A 21,668-nucleotide genomic window follows, 5' to 3' on the forward strand; every position below is an offset into this window, starting at 1 on the left:
TCTGTGACGGCATGGGCAAGAGCGTTTTCCGCACCCAGGACGAGCGCCGAAAGGGCAATGAAGGACAGGATCACGATCCGGCGTATGCCGGGATCGGTCCAGCCCTGGTGGACTGTATTCATGGATTGAACTCCGCATATGTGTTGATGATCGAATGCAGCGCGCTGTTGGCACGCAGTCGATCAGACGCGCGGAGGTCTTTCGATTTGGTATGTCTGCAAGGTGTTCGACGTGGCCGAACTCAACGGCCATGCGGCTCTATAAATATCGAGCGGGTGCGGCGATCGGTCGGGGCCAGGCACGACCGCCTGACTGTGATCGTGATCGATGCTGTCATGGCTATGTCCATGCATGGCCCAGGCGAGGTCTTCTTCCAGTCCATGCGAATGACCGTGCTCAGCAACCATTTCTGCGTGCTCTTGAAGGACGCCGATGACTGAGGGTGCGTGCGAGGTTGCGGGCACCACAGACCAGAGGAGTACGGCCAAACATAAGAGTGTCGCAAACGCGGCGTTTACAACTGTCCTCAAGGTATCCATAGGATCTGCCCGTCTCTAGCGTGGTGCGTCGTGGCACCATCTTGTTCTATCCTCCCGGGGGGGATAGAACTACTTTATGACAAAACATCCAGTCCATGCAACCCATCCCGCCCTTGTCGCCCGGCTGAAACGCGCTGACGGCCATTTGCGCGCCGTGATCGAAATGATCGAGGCGGGCAAACCCTGTCTGGAGATTGCTCAGCAGATGCAAGCGGTCGAAAAGGCCGTGACGAACGCCAAGCGTGCGCTGATCCATGATCACATGGACCATTGTATCGACGTTGAAAGTTCTGAAACTGATCGCGCCGAGTTGCGGGCGATCGCCCGATATCTCTGAGGCTGACCATGCTCGATATTCTCTCCGACCGCACTTATCGGCACCTGTTTCTGGCACAGGTCGTAGCCCTTCTGGGTACCGGACTCGCCACAGTCGCACTCGGCCTGCTCGCCTTTGATCTTTCGGGCGACGGGGCGGCGCTGGTCCTCGGCACAGTCTTCACCATCAAGATGGTTGCTTATGTGGGCATCGCGCCCATTGCAGGGGCTTTCGCAGACCGCGTGCCGCGCCGCGCGCTTCTGGTGACGCTCGATCTGGTGCGTGCCGGTGTCGCGCTCGCACTGCCCTTCGTGACCGAGGTCTGGCAGGTCTACGTCCTGATCTTCCTTCTTCAATCGGCTTCCGCCGCCTTCACGCCGACCTTTCAGGCGACGATCCCGGACGTTCTGCCCGAAGAGGCGCGCTATACCCGCGCGCTGTCGCTGTCGCGGCTGGCCTACGATCTGGAAAACATCGTCAGCCCGACGCTGGCGGCCCTTCTGCTCGCGGTGATGTCCTACAATTCGCTTTTCCTCGGCACGGTCCTCGGTTTCGCCGCATCGGCCCTTCTGGTTGTTTCGGTCGTGCTGCCCAGTCCCCGCCCATCCGAGCCGCGCGGTGTCTATGACCGCACTACGCGCGGCATCCGCATCTATCTGGCCACGCCCCGCTTGCGCGGGCTCTTGGCATTGAACCTCGCGGCGGCGGCGGCAGGTGCGATGGTGCTGGTCAATACCGTCGTTCTTGTGCGCGGCTCGCTCGGCCTTTCGGAAAGTGCTCTGGCCTGGACGATGTTCGCCTTCGGCGCAGGGTCGATGATCGCCGCGCTGGTCCTGCCGCGTGTTCTCGATGTGTTGCCGGACCGGCCCGTGATGTTCGGCGGAGCCACGCTGATGGTGGCTACTCTGGTCGGTCTGGCGTTGACGGTCCTTGGAGCGGGCCTTGGCTGGTCCATCCTTCTGACAGCCTGGTTGCTGGTGGGGCTCGGATATTCCGCTGTCCTCACCCCTTCCGGCCGACTGCTGCGCCGTTCCGCCCACGCCGGGGACCGCCCGGCACTCTTCGCGGCGCAATTCGCGCTGTCCCACGCCTGCTGGCTTGTGACCTATCCGCTGTCGGGATGGCTGCTGACAGTCTATGGTGTCGTTCCCGCACTGATCGGACTGGCCCTCATCGCCGCCTTCGGAATGCTCGCAGCGCTGAAACTCTGGCCGTCCGGCGATCCCGTTGAGCTTGAGCACACCCACGATAATTTGCCACTCGACCATCCCCACCTAAGGGGACATCGCAGGCACAGCCATGCCTTGATCATTGACGAGAGCCATCCTCGCTGGGCCACGCATTTATAAGCCGCAGCAAGAGACGAAGACTGGACACGGGCGGTTCGTTTTCATCCATGCGGACATTCGTGCTTCGAGCAAAATTCATCAAAGTGGGCTCGATGCGCGAATTCTCTGCAAGTTTGGCGGACAGAAGCGTTGACTCTAACATAAACTGTCGGCCCCCCGACAAAGAGCACGGCTTAAGTTGCGACCCTCCACATCCGATACCGCCCCTGCCCCGTCATCTCGTGGATCATACCACGCGCTTCCATCCAAGCAAGGTTGCGCTGGACGGCAGCACGGCTGGCGCCGATCAGGGCCTCGGCCATCGGAGCGGACACGAGCGGCCATTCGGTAAGTACCGCGCACAAGGCCGGGGGCGTGCGGCCGGAAAGCGGGCTCATCTCGGCTTCCGCCCTCGCCGACCATGCCTCGATATCATCGAGGTGACGCATTGCGGTCAGGCATGCGGTCTCCATCCCGTCAAGCCAACGAGACAGACGGTCAGCGGGTGGGCCACCGGAGCGCAATCCTCCTGCCCCGCCCATGGCCAAAGGCGCGAAGAGCGCCCCCTTGCCCTCACTGGCCACGATCCGTGCGGCTGTGACCGCCGCTTCCATCCGGTCGCCGTGCTGCCCGAGGCCCGCGAGACTCCAGAGATGGAAGCCCATGCAAGCGCGCGTGATTGGGTGAAGATCGGCGGCTTGCGCCATAAGATCGAGCCAACCGCCCGCGCGATCCGCGAACGGTTCGGCTTCAACGCCGAGGTTCTCGGGGTCGCGGCGGTCGAGGAAGGCGGACAGGTCCACTTCCGGTCCAAGGCCGCCTGTAAGACGCCGCACTGCCCATCCGACACGCGCGAGCCGCCGCGGTGTCGTCCTGCACGCCGGACAAGCGCATGGATTTCCAGAGCGCCAGCCGATCCGGGCCAATTCGGTCGCCTACAAACCAGCTGAGGTCTGCCGCCTCCATCAGCGCGAGCCTGTGCCGCCAACCTTTCGGGCCACGGCGCAGCCGGTCGTCCAGCGCGCCGATCCGGCCAGCCACACGGGCGAGACGCGCGGCATTGCCCGCCTCTGCCTTCCGCCAATCGTCGAGGACTGCGGTTTCACGAAGCTCTGCCCTAGGTCCGGGCGGCAGATAATCTGGCTCCTCGTCCATCGGACCGGGCAGGAACCACAGGTCGTCCTCAGACGTCTCTTCAAGCCCCTCCGCATTCACAAGAGGATCGTAAAAAATATCATACTGCATAGATACTTGAGTCTTCATGTATGCAAAATACCGCACTTTTGCATTTTACCAAAGTGTTTTGTCAGAGTGCGCCTGCACACCTTATATAGCACGGGCGCGCGATGGTCTGCGAGAGCTCGCTGATCGCGCTCAGCGTATGGAAACCAAGGGTTCTCTGCTGAGCAGCGCCACAGTGCACGCCCTTGCATTCGTTTTCAAACGGTCGTTTATTAGCGATACATAAAACTGCAAAAAGACTGTTTTGATGCCCCTGATAGGTTACGCTCGGGTCTCGACCGAGGATCAGACCCCCCTGCCCCAGACGCAGGCCCTGAAATCCGTGGGCTGCGCCGAGATCCATGAAGAACAGGCCTCGGGCGGCAATCGTGCGCGGCCGGTGCTGGCGCGGGTGTTGGAGCGCATCGGCAAGGGCGACACGCTGGTGGTCGTGCGGATCGACCGCCTTGCGCGATCCCTGTCGCATCTGCTGGAGGTGATCGAGCGGCTGGAGGCCAAGGGCGCGTTCTTTCGTTCCATTCACGACCCCATCGACACCGGATCCCCGCAGGGCAAGTTCACGTTGCAAGTGCTGGGGGCCGCGGCCGAGTTCGAACGCGCCCTGATCCGGGAACGTACCAAGGCCGGCCTCGCCAGCGCGCGCACAAAGGGCCGCGTGGGCGGGAACCCTGGGCTGCGCGCCAAAGACCCTGCCGCTCTTCGTAAGGTACGGCTGGCAAGACAGGACGGCTACATGGAGCGCCTGAACGAGACGGCACAAGACTGGGTGCCCCATGTGCGCCGGTTGCGCCCCGACTTGGCCTGGGAAGACGTGTTGCGCATCATCAACGGCCCCTTGCCCGAGGCGCGTCGCTGGACCCAAAGCCGTCTCTTGCGCGCTGTGAAGGCATATGTCCGCGACGGCTTCCTGCCTGCCGAGGTTCTGGCCCGCGCCGGGCGCCGCGAAACCGACGACCGCCTGCCCGCCATTATTGCTGGCATCAAGGGCGCAGATCCTGACATCACGCTTCGAGCGATCTGTGAACGGCTGGAAGCTATGCGCGAACGCACGCCCCGTGGCCGAACGAGATGGCAGCCCTCATCGGTCAAGATGCTGTTGGAGCGAGCCGAGAGTCTGGGAATGATTTAAGAGACTCAGATTCGTTCTTTGGAAGCAAAACCGCCTATGTGAATCGAGTACATCTTGCGTTTAAGAGATGGCAGCGACACAAGCACTTGACGCGCTGGATCCGCAAAATAAGATAAGTCATTGTAAATAAATGATTTCACCGGATACCGGCCCACGATTTGAAAAAATCCTTGCCTGTCAAACGCTTTCCTGACATTTTTGCGGAAGAACGCTAACCATCAGTTTCCGGCGGTTTTGCGTTCCTTCTCAAGATAGACCCGGAAGACGGGCGGCGGGACGGGCATGAACGAGCAGCGGATCAGAATGGATCAAAAAATCCAAACGATGGCGACACGTCTAAGCAAATCGCTTGATGTGAATATGCGCAAGTCGTTTCTACCTGATGAACGAAAGTCTCTCAGACGCTTCTCATCCACGGAAGTTGCCCAGATCCTCGGGGTAAGCCAAGATTTTTTGCGGAAGATGTTTTTCGAGGACAAGCTCGATCTCGGTGATATCGAGACAGACGCCCGCGGCCGCAGGTTCTACACTGCAGAGCAAATCGATATAGCGCGCCACGAAATAGCCCGGTCAAGCACCAAGTTCCAGCATATCGTTCCTCGTCGTCGGGATGGGGAGCATATCCAGATCATTTCGATCGCCAACTTCAAAGGGGGGCCGGGAAGACGACAACGGCGATCCATCTGGCCCAAAAGCTTGCCCTTGATGGTTATCGAGTTCTGGCAATCGATCTCGACCCACAAGCCTCAATGACCACCATGTTCGGTTTCCGGCCGGAAATCGACTTCCCTGAGGCCGGAACGGTGTACGATGCCCTCCGGTATGAGGACCCTATCCCATTTAGAGACGTTGTGCGCAAAACGTATTTCCACAACCTCGATCTAGCCGCGGCCGGCTTGTTGCTCTCTGAGTTCGAGACCGAAACCGCACACGCGCTTCGAAACAATATCAGGCCGCCGTTCTATCAGCGGCTTGCTCTTTGCATTAATGAAGTCGAGACAGACTACGACATTGTCGTCATCGACTGCCCACCGCAACTCGGGTTTACCACACTATCGGCTTTGGTAGCGTCGACATCCCTAGTCGTCACTGTCATTCCAAGCATGCTTGACGTCGCCTCGATGGCCCAATTCCTGCAGCTCACATCCAGCCTCATGGCAACAATTGCTGATGTGGGCGCATCGCCCGACTGGGACTTCATGAGATTTCTAATCACTCGTTTCGAGCCCAATGACGGCCCCCAAACTCAGATGGCGGCATTCCTGCGGACCATGTTCACGGATGACGTTCTTACTCAGCCTTTCCTGAAATCCTCCGCAGTCTCTGACGCTGGACTCACGCAACAGACACTGTTCGAGATCGCCAGAACGGATTTTCATCGCCAGACGTACGATCGGGCTATCGAGTCCATCAACGGGGTTGTGGCGGAGGTCGAAGGGCTCATCAAAACGGCATGGGGGCGTAAGTAATGGCCCGCAAAGTCACATTCGACATTCCCGAGGATGAAGAAAAGCAGCAGAGCTCGTCGATTTCTCCGACTCGAACCCAGTCACGAGCCCCTGCCCTTTCGGGAATGGCCCGTTCTCTTCAGGATGCGGCACAATCTTCAATTCAAGAAATCAGTACCGACCTTATTGATGATTCCGAGTTCCAGGATCGTCTGGCCCTGGATGACGAAGATGACATCAGGGAACTGGCTGAAAGCATTGACAAGCAGGGACAGCTTATCCCGATACTTCTGAGCCCCGAAGGGGGCGGTACAGGATCATCTATGGGCGCAGGCGATTAGCCGCCCTTCGACTTATCGGCAAGCCCGCAAAGGCTCTCATCAGAGGCTTGGATGAGGATCAAGCGATTCTTGCACAAGGCCAAGAGAACAGCTTCCGAAAAGACCTCAGCTGGATCGAGAAAGCCCTGTTTGCACGTTCTCTCATAGAGTCCGGCAAGGATGAGGGACTGGTCTGTGACGCCCTCAACATCGATCAGAAAGCCAGGAAAGCCGGTGACAAGCTCACGGGACTTGCTCGCATGAAACAAGTCACTTCCTGTATTCCGACTGAACTCATCCAAAAGATCGGGGCGGCACCCGGGGTTGGACGGGATCGTTGGTATGCTGCCGCAAAGGCTTATGAGAGCCTTGGCTTCTCTGGAGATGAAGGGTTTCCGGCCGGAAACCGAGAATTCCATGATGCTCTCATGGAATCCAGAGGTTCAGGCAAGACCTCCGACGAACGCTTTGCGATCTTCGAAGGGCTCCTAAAACAGCACAAGCCCCCTGCCCCATCGGCAATCAAGACAAAACTCGGGATGGTGAAGGTCACCAAAAGAAATGTGATCATCACCGTCAAGAACGGAAATGACGGGCTTCATAAGTGGATCTCTGAGAATCCAGAGGCCGCTCTTCTAGCGTTGGCGAACGCGAAGGCCGCTGGTCCAGGGCAGATCATTACCCCAGAGAAAATGGAACCCATAGGTAACCCAGTCTCCGGCAGGGATCAGGATCTTGATGGTCCTGACATAGACGATAACAAAAACTGAGCAGAAAGGAGGACAGGCCAGAAAAGGAAAGACCCCCCGAAAGCAGTGCTTCCGAAGGGCCTCGATTAGCTTAGACACCTGATTGATACCCCGAAGCCGAATCGTTTTCAACACCGTTCGCGGTGAACGGGGAAGCTTTTTCAGCCGAAATCATCATGAGACAGGTATTTTCTCACACACCCGCCTTGGCGGAACGATCTACTATACCCGGTACGAACCCGTACAGGGTAATCGAGCCAATCCGAGCGATTCGCAAAGAACTCGGTCTGACACCAAATGACCTGGTAACACTGCAGGCCTTGATCAGCTTCATGCCGAAGAAGGCCGGACAAACAGCTCCAATGACTATCGTCTTTCCCTCAAACGCATCATTGTCTGAGAGAACGAACGGCCTGAACGAGAGAACGATTCGACGGTGTATCGGACACCTCGTGGATGCCGGGCTGATCCAGCGCAGGGATAGCGCAACCCGCAAACGGTTCCCTCTTCGCTACGGTGGATTGATCAGAGATGCCTTTGGCTTCGATCTGCAGCCAATGTATGATCGGGAAAGAGAGTTCACCGAACACGCAGAACAGCTTGTGGGCGATCAGGAAAAGCTACGGTCACTCAAGGCGGAGGCACTGGCCCTTCGTGTCGAGGCTTTGCGCCAAGCAAAGGATGTTGAGACTGTCTCATTTCTCCAGAACGTACGAAACATCCTACGCCGTGCAACTCTCAAAGCCGACGAAATCATAGAGCTTATCAAGAGGCTGGCAGAGTTGGTCGGAGCGACCATCAGAGAGTTTCCGGCCGGAAACCATGACGCTCAGGAAACAATGCCCGACCAAATGTCCGGCGACGACGGACCAAATGTCCGGCACGTAGAACCCACAAGATTGAATATAAAAAAAGATAGAGCAGATGCACACTGCACCTCTGGTTTTCAGGAACGCCGAGATCCAACAATTATGGCATGGACGGACCTGAAAAACATATCGGACTTCTTCCCGCATGAACCAAGAGATCATCAATCAGTTCTCGAAATATTGGCCGATGTCGGAAGATTGCTAAGAATAGAACAGGGCAGGATCATGAAACACCTTAGAGAACGAGGTCCAGGGCAGCTCCTTATTGCACTCAACGAATTAATTTTGAGAGCCAGCTTAGGACAGGTGAAAAACAACAACGCCTACCTTGATGCTATGATGAGGCAAGGAAACTGATGCTCTTGCCACATAAACTCGACCGGCTGGTGAGTCTGCATAGCCATCGAAGATCAAGAGACAATTGCGGCACACTTCAGATCACCCGCGTCAGGTGCAAGTCTGGAATGTTGTAGCTTATCATGGAACAAGAAGCCATTCTAGGTTTGCTAGATGTTCACAGACGCCTCGGCCCAAGTGGCCAACCTTACCGTCGTGTTTGTCTGTGTTAATGCTTATAACGCCGAGGGTGATACAATGCTGCTCGATTGGCTGGTGACGGATGAACAAGCGACCCATACCAAACTACTCTCCGAGTATCAGGCCTTGGAAGAAGAGTACGCTAGACAAGATGAACCCCCCGAGATTGATACTCAGCTTGGCGTGTTGGAAGCAGAGATCCAAAAGATCGAGATCCGGCCGTTAGCCTTCAATCCGACAGACATCGGGCGGGCAGGGGCCTTCGTCATGTTTGACCGCTACGGCGCGCTGGCAGTCTCTCGCGGCTACGACCACCTGACCTCGGACGAGTCCGTTGAAGACGGCAACACCGCCTAAGAGTACGCCTACACTGGACCGTGCGGCGGTTCGGATGACACATGGGAGGGCTCAACCCATCTCTTGCAGAATATCCAGAATGTACGTATATTCTGCACGAATGGAGACCCAGATCATGCATGAGCTTCCCGAGTTCAAGGCGGCCGACCTGACGCGGCACACAAGTGACCTGTTTGACGCGGCCATTCGGTCGCCGATTGCGATCACCAAGCATCGCAAGCCGAAATTCGTGCTGATGAGCATGGACCAGTACCAGCAGGCTCGCGCGGGGGCCACGCAACAGGCTCATATGGTTGACGAGATGCCCGAGGATCTCAAGGCGCTGATGATTGAAGGGCTCGAGCGGGACTTGACGCGGGCGGATGACTAAGCCGAGTGCGGGAGAGGTTTTCCGCTACCCGTTCCTATGGAAACGCGAGCAGATGGCGGGCGAGACCGAGGGCCGCAAGACACGGCCTGTCTGTATCGCCGTCACTGTCGCCAAGTCCGATAGCGAGACCGTGGTGTTCATCCTGCCGATCACGACGCAACCGCCCTTGCCCTCGCGCAAGTGCATCGAGGTGCCACAGATCGAGTCGCAGCGTGTGGGGTTGGAGACCCATGTCCGCAAATGGGTCATGCTGGACAAGATCAACACCGATATTCTGGAGCGGTCCTATGTCTGGGAGGACCGCACGCCCATCGGCGCGTTCAGTTCCGTCTTCACATTCAAAATCCAGTCCAGCCTGATCGCGCTTGCCAGGTCGGGCGGGGCATCGATTGTTGATCGGCTGAAGTAGTCTCAATCACCGCAGGGGCTACCCAGCTTCATTTGTTCCCATCGATCCATTTTGACATCAGCCCCTTGTCGCGGAAACACTCATCCGGGACGGCGCGGCGTTTGATCCGGGCGAGACGCTCGGCGAAGGCGACCTGCTTCGATGTCGGGCGGCTGTCCTGCGCGCCCGGGTTCAACTTGGCTTGTGCGTCGATCCAGGCACTCAAGGAGCGCCGATCTTGCTGAACCTCCCACGGCAGAAGCGTCTGGTTGCGCAGGGCCAGCAACCGCGCATAGGCAATCTGCTTTGGCGTCGCGGGCAGGGCGTAAGTAGTGCTTTCCATCGGGGATTTCCCTTCTTAGCTCGGTTCTTAAAAAGAACATAACGGGAACAAATACAAGCCACCTCCGGAAATCATGGGGTTTGAGAGGAAGAGGAGGGCCGGAGAGGGTCAGGCCTGAGGGTGTCGGAGAGAGGGTACCCGAAAGAGGGTTGAACCGGCTTGATCCTGTTCCTCATCGGGGTCTGATGCCGGAAAGTGCAGGATCCTGCGTTCTCATGAGCTTCGCATTTAACAATCTCCGGCATCAGATCCCTAAAGAGTGAAAGTGTCCTTCGGGTTTTGTGACTGACGGATGAGGGCCTTTGGGGTCCCTCAGATGGGTCCGGGCCGGGTTCCGGTCTGTCTTTCCTGATTAAGGGCATTCCCATGCAAACAGGTGTCTTGCGCGTGTTGCGCGCGACCGCTGCCTCGTCGTGGCGACACAAGGAACTACGCCGAACCGGCCAGACGGGGCAGTCACAACGGCGCGAGCCGCGAGACTGTCCTGCGTGACCTCGGCTATCTGAAGCAGGCGGCGTCATTGCCAAACGCGCATATGATCTGCGGAGAGGGCGGGACATTCATCCATCTTGGTTGGACCACCGTGTCGACCTTCGCGCCGATCGAGCGCTTTCCCTTGGCCACTCTTGCGGTCGCACGAGGGACCCCGTTCATCGATGTCCGGCCCGTCACCGATGTCATTGCCTTCGCGAACTTGCCGCGGGTGGCGCGGGACGGATCGGACGACTCTGAACCTTGGGGTCCCGGCAGGTCCGTGTCGCTGACCACCTACATCGACATGGTCGAAGCCCTCGGTGCCAGGATCATCAACGATCCGCGGCCCCGTCAGTCAATCTAATCACCATTTCCTCTCACAAAAACTCGAAAGGAGGCCAGCCATGGCCCGATCCCGCACGCCCAAATTCGATGCCTCCGAGGTCATCACAAACGAAATCGTCCGCATCATTGAGCGCGGCGTTCTGCCGTGGCGCAAGCCCTGGACCGCAGGCGGCAGCTCTCGTCCCCTGCGCGTGGGCGGTGAGCCCTACCAGGGGGTCAACAACTTCCTGCTGACCATGCGAACGGTGATGGCAGGCCACAGCTCGCCTTTCTGGATGACGCTGCCGCAGGCCAATGCCTTGCACGCAAAGGTCCGCAAGGGCGAAAAGTCCTCGGTCGTGATCTATTACGGTCAAAGTCGGAAAGACGCCGATGGCGAGGACGACCGCAGCGACGGAGATGATCGCTCCGAGGAGGCCCGCATCTTCCGCTTCCAGAAATCCTACCGCGTCTTCAACGCCTGCCAGATCGAGGGCTTGCCCGAGAGCTTCTTCCCCGATCCGGAACCCGTGCCCGAGCATCCGCCGTCCGAGCCCGTCACGCACATGCAGGCGTTTTTCGATGCCATCGACATCACAACCGTCTTCACGGGCACGGAGGCGTACTATTTGCCGCCCGTGGACAAGGTCTACATGCCGTCCATCACGCGGTTCCAGGATCCGCGCAATTTTTACGGGGTCTGGACCCATGAGCTGGCCCATGCCACGAAGGCCCCCCATCGACTGAACCGTGATTTCGGGTTCTCGAAGTTTGGCAACACGTCCTATGCGCGCGAGGAGATCGTCGCGGAATTGACCTCGGTGTTCTTGGGGCAGACGCTCGGCTTCACGGCGCATACGCTCGAGATGAATGCCGCCTACCTGCACAACTGGTTGCGCGTCCTTCGGTCGGACAAGGGTGCGATCTTCAAGCACGCCGTGGACGCGCAGCGGGCCTGCGACTATCTGATCGCCAGATCTGAAGCGGGTAGGGCAGGGCGCAGCGCCGAGGCCGCGTGACCACACGGAGAACGGAGTCGTCCATGTCACGCAAGGAACCCAAGACGCTGCGGGTGGCCTGCTTCGAAGACGGCCGCCGCAAGATCATCACCTTCAAACGCAGTGCCTATTGGTGGAGCCGGTCCGAGGGCGCTTATCCGCTCTCGGCAGCGCTCGAGAGCATCACGGACCAGGGCGGCTGGATCGCAACCATTCCCAACCCGAATTACAGACCCAAGGGGCTGTTCGGGTAGGGCACCTTCTCCTTCGGCCCTGCCGCCAAGCGGAAAAGAAAAAGCAGGCTTTGGGAAGGGTGTTTCAACTTCTCAAAGGAGATCCCCATGTCCATGACCGTTCAACCCCAGCCAGACCGTCCGGATCCGACGGTGATCGCGGCGCAGAACGACGCGTTTCGCAAGCTCGCGTGCCTTGGAGTGCCGCCCGCGCAGCCCATCCAGGGCCGGATGCATGTCACCCGCTCGCTTATGGAGGCCGGCGATGGCTTCATGGCCGAGGCGGTCAAGGCAACCCGTGAGTTTGCCACGTTCGAGCCTGAGAATGATCCCGAGGGCTTGCACGATTTCGGGGCGGTCGAGATCCGGGGCGAGACCGTGTTCTGGAAAATCGATCTCTATGAGGCAGACTCGGATTTCCGCTACGGGGCTGAGACCCCGGACAATCCCGCCACCACCATGCGCGTGCTGACCATCATGCTGGCGCGCGACTGGTAGAAGGGCAGGGGACACCCCCTCCTGAAACCCCAGGCGATGAAGGCCCACTGACCCCTCAAAGGGAGAGTGGGCCTTTTGTCGTGGTGATCCCTGAAGCCGGGGATTGGTCACGCGCGTGAGCGCGCGGGCCACACCTCACCCACCTGGAAGGATATCCCATGACCACAAGCTTTGCCCCTCTCACCGTCGCTATCGGCGATCTGGTCCCGCATCCCGCCAATGTGCGCAGCAACGCGCCGGAAACCTATGACCCCGAGAACATCGCGCATCTGAAGGCCAGCATCGCCGTGCTGGGCCTGCTCCAGCCGCTCTTGGTCCAGAAGCTTGACGGCAAATATGCAGTGCTGGCCGGTGGCCGGCGCCATGCCGCGCTGAAGGAGCTGGTCGCCGACAAGGTCGCCAAAGGGTTCACTGCGAAAACCAAGATCGACTGCCGCCTTGTGCCGGAGGACTGTGACGTGACCACGGCGCTGTCGCTCGCCGAGAACATCACGCAAGCCCCGATGAACGCAATCGACGAGTTCGAGGCTTTCGCCCGGATGATGGGGGTCGACGGCCAGACGCCCGAGACCATCGCAAAGACCTTCGGCACCACGGTGGCCGCCGTGAAAGGCCGGTTGCGCTATGGCCTGATCCACCCCGACATCCGCGCCGCGGCGCGGGGCAAGGTGATCACGCTCGACACGATGAAGGCCTTCGCCGAGCACCCGAGCCAGGAGGCGCAGCGCGAGGTCTTCGAGGCGCTCACGAAAGACGGCGGCTATCTGCAGGCCTATACCGTCCGTCAGGCCCTCAAATCCCGCGGCGTGCAGGTTAGCGATGATATCGGGGCTTTCGTGCGCGAAGACTACGAGGCGCGTGGCGGTGCCGTCGCAGCTGACCTTCTGGAAGAGCATTCCGTGCTTGAGGATGCGGCGCTGGTCGAGACCATCCTGCTTGAGAAGCTCGGGGCTGCTGCCGAAGAGGCCCGCATAAAGCTGGGCTTTGCCTGGGCCGATGCGATGGTCCGCTATGATTACGCGACCATGGCCGACTACGGCCGCGTCTATCCCGGCCCGATCGAGCCTGATGAGGCTGCCCAGAAGCGCATCGATGAGATCACCGCCGAGCTTGAGAAATTGCAGATCGAGATGGAGGATGAGGGGCTCGAGGACGGTGCCTACAACGTGCTTTACGAGCGCGTGGACGCCTTGGAAGAGGAAGCGCGCGATCTGCAGGAGGCCTACAGCACCGAGGACCTCGCGCGGTCTGGGGTGATCGCGTCGTGGCAAGGTGGGCAGATCACGCTCCATGTGGGCCTCGTCCGCCCGAAAGACACCGTCAAAGAGGAGGGCGCGCGCGGCTCCTCGGCAAGCCCGACCGCGGAGGAGGCCCCAGACGCCGGCGAAATCAGCTACCCGGCCTCACTGGCTGAGGACCTCAAGACAGAGCGGGCCATGGCCCTTGGCGCTGCGATGGCGCTGCATCCGGAGGCCACGCTCGATCTGACGCTCTTCAAGCTGGTGAGCGACGTTCTTGCCAGCGGAACGAGTGTCACGCAGGCGATCAAGATCGATGCCCGCAAGGAATACCGCAGCCATGCCAAGATGGACGAGATCGACGAGACCTCGCTCGAGCAGGTGGCGGCGGCGCATGATGTGCTTGATCTCTCGTGGCTAGATGACGCCCGCGCGCCCGCTGATCAGTTCGCGGCGTTTCGCGCGCTGGAGACAGGGGAGAAGGCCAAGCTCGTGGCCTATGCCACGGCCAGCACCACGCAGTCCTGCTTCGCGCGGGACCCGCGGCGCGACAGCCTGATGCATGACTTCGAGATCGAGATCATGCCCGATATCCGCGCCCACTGGACGCCGAACGCGGCGCTCTTCAACCGCTTCAAGAAGGCTTGGCTCCTGAAGATCCTCGGCGAGGATCTGGGTCTCGCCCAGGAGGCTGTGACGCTCGCCTCGTCGAGCAAGAAAGAGATCGTCGCCTTCTGCGACAAGCTCTTTGCCGAGCCCTTCGCCACGCTCACCGACGCGCAGCGCGCTGCCGTTGCCGCCTGGTGCCCGCTGATGATGCAGACCGCCGGTGTCGCCTTTGATGAGGCGGAGCCCGCTGCGGAAACCCCGGAGCCTGACAGCGAGATCGCGCAAGCGGCCTGAGCCATCACGCGACCCGCGCGAGGCATTCCCCGCGCGGGTCGACCCTTCCAAACCACACAGAAAGACATCCCCATGGCTATTCTCAAGTTCTCTGCCTCCGCTGTTGCGGCGCAGATCGCCCATGCACGCGCCTGCAAAACCTTCTTGCCCAACTGGAACGGGCCCGTGGACAGGCCGGCCTTGATCCTGATCGTCGGCAATGGTGTGCATTTGCGCTCAAACGGCATCGATGGCACGACCACCCGTATCGTCACCACCGAACAGGCCGATCCGTCCTTTGCTTTCGCCGACGGCATGAACCCGTTTCGGGACACCGACTGGATGGCGCAGCGCCGAATGGCGTTCCGCGATCTGACCGGCCAGTTCTACACCGACATCCTGGATGACGTGCAGGTGCTCATCGAGAGGGGGCGGGGGGCGATCCGGCTCGCCACCGATGGCCACAGCATCCGCGTCTTCGTGCGCCGGGCCTCGGATTATCTCATCGGCGGGACCTACGAGGTGCCGTCAGGCCTCGGCGGCACCTTCCGGGTCATCCTCAAGGATGCCTGCGACACCTTCGCGATCGTGCAGAACTGCGGCAATTGCGAGGATTTTGACGCCATGCAGCCCTATCGCGTGCCGCTTGATGCGCTCATGGAGATCGACGATCGGAGGGCGGCATAGTGGGATGGCTTTTCTACACCGACGGCCGCGTTAAATCCTACGCGGATGAGAAGGCGGAAATTACACGGCTCTGCACCTTCGAGGGCGACACGCGCAGAACCGAACTGGTCAAGGCCTGCAAGGTCGCCTCCACCTGGTATGCGGCGGCAAGGGTCACCAATCTCGACGGCACCGCTGTCGAAGACGCGACCTATATGACCGATGCGGATGACTCCATCACGTTCGGGGCTGTCTTCCTCACCCGATACGATGACGGCTGCTGAGGCTACAAGGACATGGAGGAAAGTGCTGGCCCGAACGAATCTCGTGCTCCCCTTGGGCTGATCGAGCTCCTCTCCGACCTGAAAGACCCGGACAGCTACGCCCAGGACTGGCGCCAGCGCTGCCGGGATTGGGCGTCGATTCCAGACTACCAGGAAGGCGACAAGATCAGGCTCGCAGCGCCCGTGACGCTCACCGATGGCAGTACATGCCGGATCGTCACCGCGACCCACTACAGGCGGGGTCGGCAAAAGCGCCGCTGCTACCGCATCGAGGAAACCGGCGGGCTCGTGCGCCTGTCGAAAGCCTCGGCTCGCGGGCTCGGAGCTGCTCAGCTCCGCGAAGGGTGCGGCCAGTCCTGTGTTGGCGGAGTATCTCGCGGGGCGAAATTAGGTCCTGCGCTCGACGGTTCATCGACCTGCCCGGCGACAGCAGATCCTGCGGCTTGTCTTGACAAGGCAATGCAAATGCATTACCTATCGCGGGCAGCAACGACCCTTTTCTTTCAGGAGACTGCCATGACAGCGCTCGCACAAGATGTCTCGAAACTCACGGATCGGTATCAGACGACCGTGCCGGCGGGTGTGCGCAAACAGCTCAAGCTGGGCAAGGGCGACCAGATTCGTTACTGCACCGAGCCGAGTGGCAGGGTCTATATCGAGCCCGTGCGCAGCGACGAGGAAGATCCCGTGCTCGGAGCCTTTCTCGATTTTGTCGAGGCCGATATCAAGGCGCATCCGGACCGCATTCGGGCGTTCGATGGGGCTTTGCATGACCGTCTTGCAGCACTGGTCGGAGACGTTGGTGTCGATCTCGATGCGCCGCTATCGCTCGAGGATGAATGAGCGGCGATAGCGTGCCCGCCCAAGCGCCCCTTGTCGTAAACGGATGGTCGATTTATGCGCATCCGCTCTTTCTGGAGCAGCTCGAAGGGCTGACCCTGGAGGTCGAGGCGCGCAAGGCACGCGATCCCAAGACTTGGCGCAAGAAAAATTCCACGAAACGGTTGGCCGCCATCTTCAAGCTGGTCACCGAGGCCATACCGGCGGATCCGGGTGCCGCGGCCTTCCGGCAAGGCGGCACACTCGGCGATCACCGCAAGCACTGGTTCCGGGCGAAATTTTTCCAGCAGTATCGGTTGTTCTACCGGTTCAACAGCGATGCGAAGGTCATCGTGGTGGCATGGGTGAACGATGACAAGACCCTGCGCGCCTATGGCAGCAAGACGGATGCCTATGCGACGTTCAAAGGGATGCTGGAAGATGGCAACCCACCTGACAATTTCGACGCGCTCTTGAAAGAAGCAGCGGCGGCGGACAAGCGGTTCGAAACTTCCCTTGAAGCGGCGCCAGATCGGTAAGTGGGCCAGCTTGCTGTGACGCTATGGCATTATCGTTTACGACGCCACGCTGGAAGATGTAGCATCGGCTGTTAATACGGTCGGAGAAAGCACAATGGACGAAACGGAAAAGGATGGGCAGCACCTCGGTCTAGAGGAGCAATGCGCGCCTGACCTGACGGGGCACCGTTTCCCAATTGCTGTGCGCGTTGCAGACATGCCCGATGACCTCGGCAAGCTGCTGGATATCGGGCTCGAGGAGCATTTCCGTGGCCGCTGAAGCGAATTCTTATGACGCGTGGTTTTGCGCGCAGGTGCAGGCCGCGCTGGAGGATGCACGCGCCGGAACTTCACAGGTTCAGGTAATGCAGGCCGCGCAGGCTTTGATTGATGCGAAGCGCGAGGTCGAACCCAAGTCCTGACCAAGCCTTGGAGGTCAGCGCGGTCCGACCTCATCTCCCTGAAAAGCGAAAGCGGGCTTTTTGTCCTTTGGAACTCAGACCCTGATCCAAAGGAAAATCCCCATGTCCAAGCCCAAACCGGCAAACCCGGCTTTCCCAATCTCCGACACTGATCTCGCAAATGCCATCGCGCAGATCGGCACGGAGGTCGACCACCGACCCCTGCGCAGTTCAGCGGCTCGCGCGCATTATGCGCGAGACGTTTCATGGCAGTGATGCTGGTGGTGCCTGGGACTGGCGGATGGCCTATGACCTGATGCAGGCTGCGGCAATCCAGGTGCTGCTGCGTGGGGACGGTGCAGCAGGCGACATCGCCGCTGCAAAGCTGCTTGCCTCGCGGCTCCTCACGGAAACCCGCCGGTCAGAGCAGCAGATCCGGCTGCAGCAGTTTTCCACGCCGCTGCCATTTGCGACCATGGCGGTTCGGGCCGCGGCGATCCGCAAGGGCGAGACCGTTCTGGAGCCCTCGGCTGGCACCGGTGCCCTGGCCGCTTTCGCCGCCCGCGCAGGTGCCACGCTTTTGCTCAATGAAATCGACCCCTTTCGCCAGCGCCTCCTGCGCGCGGTTTTCGGCGGCGAGGTGACGGGCCATGACGGCGAGCATATCGACGATCTGCTGCAGTCGCCGGTTCTACCCGACGTCGTGGTGATGAATCCGCCCTTCGCCTCCTCGGTCGATCGGTCGCGTGACAAGCACATCGCCGCCAAACATCTCATCGCGGCTGCAAAGCGTCTCGTGCCCGGTGGGCGGCTGGTGGCGATCATGCCGCCGGGATTCACGCCCGAACGCGATGCCGCGCATTGGTCCCGCGCCTGCGGTCTCCTGACGCCACGATTGGCGCTGACGATGCCGGGGCAGGTCTACCGCAAGCTCGGCACCTCTGTCGAAACCCAGCTGATGGTCTTCGACAAGGTGCAGGAGGACGGCGAGATGATCCGCGCCATTGTGTGCGATCTGGACGAAGCCCTTCCTTTTGTCGACGCCGCGGCCGCAACCCGGCCCGAGATGCGCCCCGCCCAACGGCCTGAAGCGATCCCTCACGGGCGGCCGACCGCTCCATCATCTGCCCCGCGCAAGACCGCCGCTGCGCCTGTCGCCGCCTCCAAAGCCCGGGCCAATGCCGTCCGTCCGCTCAGCTTTACAAGCTTCGATGTCCCGCGCGACAACACGCCCATCTCGGACATCTATGCGCGTTACCGGCCGCAGCGGATCGAGATCGCGGGTGCGCAGGAACATCCCACGCCGCTGGTCGAGAGCATCGCCATGGCCTCGGTTGCCCCGCCCATGCCCTCAAACACGGGCAGTGATGACTTGCGCCTGCCCGCACGGTTGGTCGAGGAGGGAGATCTCTCCGAGGCGCAGCTCGAGACCATCATCATGGCGCATGATGCCCATGGGCGCGACCTGCCGGGGCGGATGCGCCTAGATGACGACCAGAACAAGCTGACGCGCGCTGATGATGACCCTAAAGCACGGGCCTATCGCCTCGGTTACTTCCTCGGCGACGGCACCGGCTGCGGCAAGGGCCGCGAATGCGCGGGGCTCATCCTCGTGAACTGGCTTGCCGGGCGCAAAAAGGCGATCTGGGTCTCCAAATCCGCCACGCTTATCGAGGACGCGATCCGCGACTGGACCGATCTCGGCGGCTCGCCAGCCGACATCCAGCCGCTCTCCAAGTGGAAACCGGACCAGCCCGTCCCGATGGGCGACGGTATCCTCTTCGTCACCTACGCCACGCTGCGGTCCGCGGGCAAATGCGGCACCACGCGACTGAGCCAGATCCTCGACTGGATGGGCGCAGACTTTGAAGGCGTCCTCGCTTTTGATGAGGCCCATGCCATGCAGAATGCCGCAGGGTCAGAGCAGGGCAGGGGGGTCAAGCCCTCGCAGCAGGGTCTTGCGGGCCTGCGGCTGCAACTGGCAGCACCCCGCGCTCGCGTCTTCTACATCTCGGCCACGGGCGCCACGAGCGTCCACAACCTCGCCTATGCCGCGCGGCTCGGTCTCTGGGGGCAAGGGCCCGAATACCCCTTCCCGAGCCGCGAGAGTTTCGTCTCGGCCATGGAAGCCGGCGGTGTCGCCGCCATGGAGGTGGTCGCGCGTGATCTCAAGACGCTCGGGCTCTACACGGCCCGCGCCCTCAGCTTTGATGGCGTGGAGTATGACGTGCTCGAACATGCGCTGACCCCGGCCCAGATCGAGATCTACGACGCCTATGCAGGTGCGTTTCGGACGATACACCACAATCTCGAGGCTGCCCTGACGGCGACCGGTGTCAACGATGCTTCGGGAGAGACCAATGCCTCGGCCGCACGCGCCTCGGCCAAGTCCCGTTTCGAGAGCACGAAGCAGCGTTTCTTCAATCATCTGCTGATGGGCATGAAGGCCCCGACCATCATCCGCGCCATCGCGGACGATCTGGCGGCAGGCAATGCTTGCGTCATCCAGGTTGTCTCGACAGGCGAGAGCCTGCTGAAGCGTCGGCTTGAGTCGATGGACCCGGAGGATGAACTCGTCGAGGGTGCCTTGACGCCGCGCGACTATGTTCTGGGCTACCTCGAACAGGCCTTCCCGATCCATGCGCAAAAGCTGGTCGAGATCGACGGCAATATGGTGGCGGAACCTTTGCGGGATGAGACCGGGGCGCTCGTTGTCTCGCGCGAGGCGCTCGCCCTGCGCGATGCGGCCATGATGGAGTTGATGACGCTGGCGCCGATCCCCTCGGCGCTCGATCAGATCCTCTGGGCTTTTGGCGACGAGGCCGTGGCCGAAGTGACCGGAAGGTCGATTCGACCTCTGAAGGCGGACGATGGCCACCTCTTCATCGAAAAGCGCGCCGCCAGCAGCAATTCGTCCGAGACCCAAGCCTTCATGGACGGCGAAAAGGATATCCTGATCTTCTCCGATGCGGGTGGGACGGGCCGCTCCTATCATGCGGCACAAACGGCGAAGAACCAGAAGCGGCGGCGGCACTATCTTCTGGAGCCCGGCTGGCGCGCCGATGCGGCCATCCAGGGGCTCGGCCGCACGCATCGCTCGGCTCAGGTCAGCGCGCCCTTCTTCCGGGTTTGCACCTCCGATGTGCATGGCGAAAAGCGTTTCACCTCGACGATTGCCAAACGCCTCGACCAGCTGGGGGCCTTGACCAAGGGCCAGCGCGAGACCGGCTCGCAAGGCATGTTCCGGGAGGAGGACAATCTCGAAAGCCCGATCGCACGGGCCGCACTGCGTGGCTATTTCGCCGATCTGGCCGCCGGGCGTGCCGAGGCAATGAGCTACGAGAGCTTCACCGACTGGACGGCCCTGCGGCTGATCGACAAGGACGGGGTGCTCCTTGAGGAGCTTCCCCCGATCCAGCGGTTTCTGAATCGGGTGCTTGCCCTTCCCATCCACATGCAGAACGCGCTCTTTGGCGAGTTCATGCGCCGGATCGCTGATCAGACCGAACGCGCGCGGGCGGCGGGCACGCTCGATCTCGGCGTCGAAACCTTGCGCGGCGAAAAGATCGAGCAGGTCTCCACAGAGGATCTCTGGACCTGCCCGAAATCCGGCGCCGTGACGCGGATCATCGGGCTTGAGGTGACGGACCCGGTCCATGTCCTGGGCGCCGAAGAGGCCATATCGCGCAATCCGGACAAGCTGCCAATGGTGAATCGCGCCTCCGGTCGCGCGGCGCTCATCTCGGCGCGGCCGATGCAGATGTATGACGAGGACATCGTCACGCTGATGCGCAAGGCGGTGCGGCCCAACGGGTCGAGCTATCTGGAGGAGACGCGGTTCGAGTCCTCGGCCTGGGAAGAGATCGGCAAGCCTGAGTTCGCACGGCTTTGGGATGCCGAGGCGGGGTCCCTGCCGAAAACCACCACGACCAAGCTCTACCTGCTGACCGGGCTGCTACTGCCGATCTGGAAGGATATTCCAACCACCAATGAGCGCATCTACAGGGTCACGCCGGACGGGGCGACCGCCATGATCGGGCGCACGCTGAGCGAAGAAGGGGCGGCCGCGCTGCGCGCCCGCTTCCTCGTCTCCAACCCGCAAACGCCGCAGGAGATGCTGACCGCCGCCCTTGGCACCACCGCGCCGGTCGATCTGGGCCGGGGACTGACCCTGACCCGTCGCCGGGTCGCAGGCGAGATGCGCCTCGAGCTTGGCGGCGCGGACAAGGGCATGATCGAAGGCCTCAAGGCCATGGGGTGTTTCACGGAGATCATCGCCTTCCAGCTGAGGGTGTTCTTGCCGCATGGGGACGGGATCGACGCGGGAAGCATTCTGGCCCGGATCGTGGGGCAGGAAGCCGCCAGAGCGGCAGAACAAGCCGCCTGAAAAGTCAAAGG

The 21,668-nt window shown here is 60.8% G+C and carries 20 protein-coding genes and 5 pseudogenes; 23 read left to right on the forward strand and 2 right to left on the reverse strand.

Annotated features, from left to right (window positions below):
- From AC0L7P_RS22670 to AC0L7P_RS22680, 3 genes are all read left to right on the forward strand, one after another.
- Positions 1-440: hypothetical protein (locus AC0L7P_RS22670; protein ID WP_473436389.1), on the forward strand; the 440-nt coding region annotated here is incomplete at its 5' end.
- 175 nt (positions 441-615) lie between these two features.
- Positions 616-876 carry a metal-sensing transcriptional repressor gene (locus AC0L7P_RS22675; protein WP_007120627.1) on the forward strand — a complete coding sequence of 87 codons (261 nt, stop codon included), beginning with the start codon at positions 616-618 and terminating at the stop codon, positions 874-876.
- Between the two features lie 8 nt (positions 877-884).
- Positions 885-2,204 carry an MFS transporter gene (locus tag AC0L7P_RS22680; RefSeq protein WP_007120628.1) on the forward strand — a complete coding sequence of 440 codons (1,320 nt, stop codon included), beginning with the start codon at positions 885-887 and terminating at the stop codon, positions 2,202-2,204.
- Positions 2,205-2,377: 173 nt separating this feature from the next.
- On the opposite strand, the pseudogene AC0L7P_RS22685 reads toward AC0L7P_RS22680, so the two are convergent.
- Positions 2,378-3,428, reverse strand: a pseudogene (locus AC0L7P_RS22685) (hypothetical protein).
- 244 nt (positions 3,429-3,672) lie between these two features.
- Here AC0L7P_RS22685 and AC0L7P_RS22690 point away from each other — a divergent pair.
- The 8 genes and pseudogenes from AC0L7P_RS22690 (at position 3,673) to AC0L7P_RS22725 (ending at position 9,613) form a co-directional block, all read left to right on the forward strand.
- Positions 3,673-4,554: a recombinase family protein gene (locus AC0L7P_RS22690; protein ID WP_007120630.1), complete on the forward strand. Its 882-nt coding sequence runs from the start codon at positions 3,673-3,675 to the stop codon at positions 4,552-4,554.
- 282 nt (positions 4,555-4,836) lie between these two features.
- Positions 4,837-6,023: pseudogene (gene repA, locus AC0L7P_RS22695) on the forward strand (plasmid partitioning protein RepA).
- The gene (locus AC0L7P_RS22700) at positions 6,023-6,343 is read left to right on the forward strand and encodes a ParB N-terminal domain-containing protein (RefSeq protein ID WP_473436390.1); all 321 of its coding nucleotides are present in this window, start codon (positions 6,023-6,025) and stop codon (positions 6,341-6,343) included. Before repA ends, AC0L7P_RS22700 begins: the two are co-directional and overlap by 1 nt.
- Before the next feature lie 14 nt (positions 6,344-6,357).
- On the forward strand, positions 6,358-7,092 hold the full coding sequence (locus tag AC0L7P_RS22705; RefSeq protein ID WP_473436405.1) for a plasmid partitioning protein RepB: 735 nt from the start codon (positions 6,358-6,360) through the stop codon (positions 7,090-7,092).
- A 155-nt stretch (positions 7,093-7,247) separates the two neighbouring features.
- The gene (locus AC0L7P_RS22710) at positions 7,248-8,297 is read left to right on the forward strand and encodes a helix-turn-helix domain-containing protein (RefSeq protein ID WP_473436391.1); all 1,050 of its coding nucleotides are present in this window, start codon (positions 7,248-7,250) and stop codon (positions 8,295-8,297) included.
- 153 nt (positions 8,298-8,450) lie between these two features.
- Positions 8,451-8,834 carry a hypothetical protein gene (locus tag AC0L7P_RS22715; RefSeq protein ID WP_007120635.1) on the forward strand — a complete coding sequence of 128 codons (384 nt, stop codon included), beginning with the start codon at positions 8,451-8,453 and terminating at the stop codon, positions 8,832-8,834.
- A 100-nt stretch (positions 8,835-8,934) separates the two neighbouring features.
- A complete protein-coding gene (locus tag AC0L7P_RS22720; RefSeq protein WP_473436392.1) occupies positions 8,935-9,204 on the forward strand; it encodes a type II toxin-antitoxin system prevent-host-death family antitoxin in 270 nt (89 codons plus the stop codon).
- Between the two features lie 52 nt (positions 9,205-9,256).
- Positions 9,257-9,613, forward strand: a complete 357-nt coding sequence (locus tag AC0L7P_RS22725) for a hypothetical protein (protein WP_007120637.1) — start codon at positions 9,257-9,259, stop codon at positions 9,611-9,613.
- Between the two features lie 28 nt (positions 9,614-9,641).
- Here the strand turns inward: AC0L7P_RS22725 and AC0L7P_RS22730 are convergent, their stop codons facing one another.
- Positions 9,642-9,935, reverse strand: coding sequence for a hypothetical protein (locus tag AC0L7P_RS22730; RefSeq protein WP_007120638.1), 294 nt, complete (start codon positions 9,933-9,935; stop codon positions 9,642-9,644).
- A gap of 366 nt (positions 9,936-10,301) precedes the next feature.
- On the opposite strand from AC0L7P_RS22730, the pseudogene AC0L7P_RS22735 reads away from it, so the two are divergent.
- The 12 genes and pseudogenes from AC0L7P_RS22735 to AC0L7P_RS22790 all read left to right on the forward strand — a co-directional run bounded on the left by AC0L7P_RS22735 (position 10,302) and on the right by AC0L7P_RS22790 (position 21,657).
- A pseudogene (locus tag AC0L7P_RS22735) lies at positions 10,302-10,773 on the forward strand (hypothetical protein).
- Between the two features lie 40 nt (positions 10,774-10,813).
- A complete protein-coding gene (locus AC0L7P_RS22740; protein WP_007120640.1) occupies positions 10,814-11,752 on the forward strand; it encodes an ArdC family protein in 939 nt (312 codons plus the stop codon).
- 23 nt (positions 11,753-11,775) lie between these two features.
- The gene (locus tag AC0L7P_RS22745; RefSeq protein WP_007120641.1) at positions 11,776-11,985 is read left to right on the forward strand and encodes a DUF6330 family protein; all 210 of its coding nucleotides are present in this window, start codon (positions 11,776-11,778) and stop codon (positions 11,983-11,985) included.
- 87 nt (positions 11,986-12,072) lie between these two features.
- Entirely contained in the window at positions 12,073-12,462 is a 390-nt protein-coding gene (locus AC0L7P_RS22750) for a DUF3768 domain-containing protein (RefSeq protein WP_007120642.1), read from the forward strand.
- Positions 12,463-12,620: 158 nt separating this feature from the next.
- Positions 12,621-14,603: a ParB/RepB/Spo0J family partition protein gene (locus AC0L7P_RS22755; RefSeq protein WP_007120643.1), complete on the forward strand. Its 1,983-nt coding sequence runs from the start codon at positions 12,621-12,623 to the stop codon at positions 14,601-14,603.
- Positions 14,604-14,675: 72 nt separating this feature from the next.
- Positions 14,676-15,269 (forward strand): hypothetical protein, encoded by a 594-nt coding sequence (locus tag AC0L7P_RS22760; protein WP_007120644.1) that lies wholly within the window; start codon positions 14,676-14,678, stop codon positions 15,267-15,269.
- A pseudogene (locus AC0L7P_RS22765) lies at positions 15,269-15,923 on the forward strand (DUF6927 domain-containing protein). The gene AC0L7P_RS22760 and the pseudogene AC0L7P_RS22765 overlap by 1 nt, the downstream one beginning before the upstream one ends.
- Before the next feature lie 125 nt (positions 15,924-16,048).
- On the forward strand, positions 16,049-16,375 hold the full coding sequence (locus AC0L7P_RS22770) for a type II toxin-antitoxin system PrlF family antitoxin (protein ID WP_040701733.1): 327 nt from the start codon (positions 16,049-16,051) through the stop codon (positions 16,373-16,375).
- Positions 16,372-16,890, forward strand: coding sequence for a type II toxin-antitoxin system YhaV family toxin (locus tag AC0L7P_RS22775; protein WP_007120648.1), 519 nt, complete (start codon positions 16,372-16,374; stop codon positions 16,888-16,890). The genes AC0L7P_RS22770 and AC0L7P_RS22775 overlap by 4 nt, the downstream gene beginning before the upstream one ends.
- A gap of 94 nt (positions 16,891-16,984) precedes the next feature.
- Positions 16,985-17,149, forward strand: coding sequence for a hypothetical protein (locus tag AC0L7P_RS22780; protein ID WP_007120649.1), 165 nt, complete (start codon positions 16,985-16,987; stop codon positions 17,147-17,149).
- A complete protein-coding gene (locus tag AC0L7P_RS22785) occupies positions 17,139-17,291 on the forward strand; it encodes an antitoxin PaaA2 family protein (RefSeq protein WP_007120650.1) in 153 nt (50 codons plus the stop codon). The genes AC0L7P_RS22780 and AC0L7P_RS22785 overlap by 11 nt, the downstream gene beginning before the upstream one ends.
- 102 nt (positions 17,292-17,393) lie before the next feature.
- Positions 17,394-21,657, forward strand: a pseudogene (locus AC0L7P_RS22790) (strawberry notch-like NTP hydrolase domain-containing protein).
- Positions 21,658-21,668: the final 11 nt, after the last annotated feature.

The sequence above is a fragment of the Oceaniglobus sp. K40-3 genome (assembly GCF_055808395.1).

What these genes read in the sequence shown, in the direction of transcription:
- AC0L7P_RS22715 (WP_007120635.1), top strand. Translation starts at nt 8,451, where the DNA reads ATGTTCACAGACGCCTCGGCCCAAGTGGCCAACCTTACCGTCGTGTTT.
- AC0L7P_RS22730 (WP_007120638.1), bottom strand. Translation starts at nt 9,935, where the DNA reads ATGGAAAGCACTACTTACGCCCTGCCCGCGACGCCAAAGCAGATTGCC.
- AC0L7P_RS22745 (WP_007120641.1), top strand. Translation starts at nt 11,776, where the DNA reads ATGTCACGCAAGGAACCCAAGACGCTGCGGGTGGCCTGCTTCGAAGAC.
- AC0L7P_RS22720 (WP_473436392.1), top strand. Translation starts at nt 8,935, where the DNA reads ATGGAGACCCAGATCATGCATGAGCTTCCCGAGTTCAAGGCGGCCGAC.
- AC0L7P_RS22775 (WP_007120648.1), top strand. Translation starts at nt 16,372, where the DNA reads ATGAGCGGCGATAGCGTGCCCGCCCAAGCGCCCCTTGTCGTAAACGGA.
- AC0L7P_RS22740 (WP_007120640.1), top strand. Translation starts at nt 10,814, where the DNA reads ATGGCCCGATCCCGCACGCCCAAATTCGATGCCTCCGAGGTCATCACA.
- AC0L7P_RS22680 (WP_007120628.1), top strand. Translation starts at nt 885, where the DNA reads ATGCTCGATATTCTCTCCGACCGCACTTATCGGCACCTGTTTCTGGCA.
- AC0L7P_RS22725 (WP_007120637.1), top strand. Translation starts at nt 9,257, where the DNA reads ATGGCGGGCGAGACCGAGGGCCGCAAGACACGGCCTGTCTGTATCGCC.
- AC0L7P_RS22770 (WP_040701733.1), top strand. Translation starts at nt 16,049, where the DNA reads ATGACAGCGCTCGCACAAGATGTCTCGAAACTCACGGATCGGTATCAG.
- AC0L7P_RS22780 (WP_007120649.1), top strand. Translation starts at nt 16,985, where the DNA reads ATGGACGAAACGGAAAAGGATGGGCAGCACCTCGGTCTAGAGGAGCAA.
- AC0L7P_RS22760 (WP_007120644.1), top strand. Translation starts at nt 14,676, where the DNA reads ATGGCTATTCTCAAGTTCTCTGCCTCCGCTGTTGCGGCGCAGATCGCC.
- AC0L7P_RS22675 (WP_007120627.1), top strand. Translation starts at nt 616, where the DNA reads ATGACAAAACATCCAGTCCATGCAACCCATCCCGCCCTTGTCGCCCGG.
- AC0L7P_RS22700 (WP_473436390.1), top strand. Translation starts at nt 6,023, where the DNA reads ATGGCCCGCAAAGTCACATTCGACATTCCCGAGGATGAAGAAAAGCAG.
- AC0L7P_RS22690 (WP_007120630.1), top strand. Translation starts at nt 3,673, where the DNA reads ATGCCCCTGATAGGTTACGCTCGGGTCTCGACCGAGGATCAGACCCCC.
- AC0L7P_RS22750 (WP_007120642.1), top strand. Translation starts at nt 12,073, where the DNA reads ATGTCCATGACCGTTCAACCCCAGCCAGACCGTCCGGATCCGACGGTG.
- AC0L7P_RS22710 (WP_473436391.1), top strand. Translation starts at nt 7,248, where the DNA reads ATGAGACAGGTATTTTCTCACACACCCGCCTTGGCGGAACGATCTACT.
- AC0L7P_RS22755 (WP_007120643.1), top strand. Translation starts at nt 12,621, where the DNA reads ATGACCACAAGCTTTGCCCCTCTCACCGTCGCTATCGGCGATCTGGTC.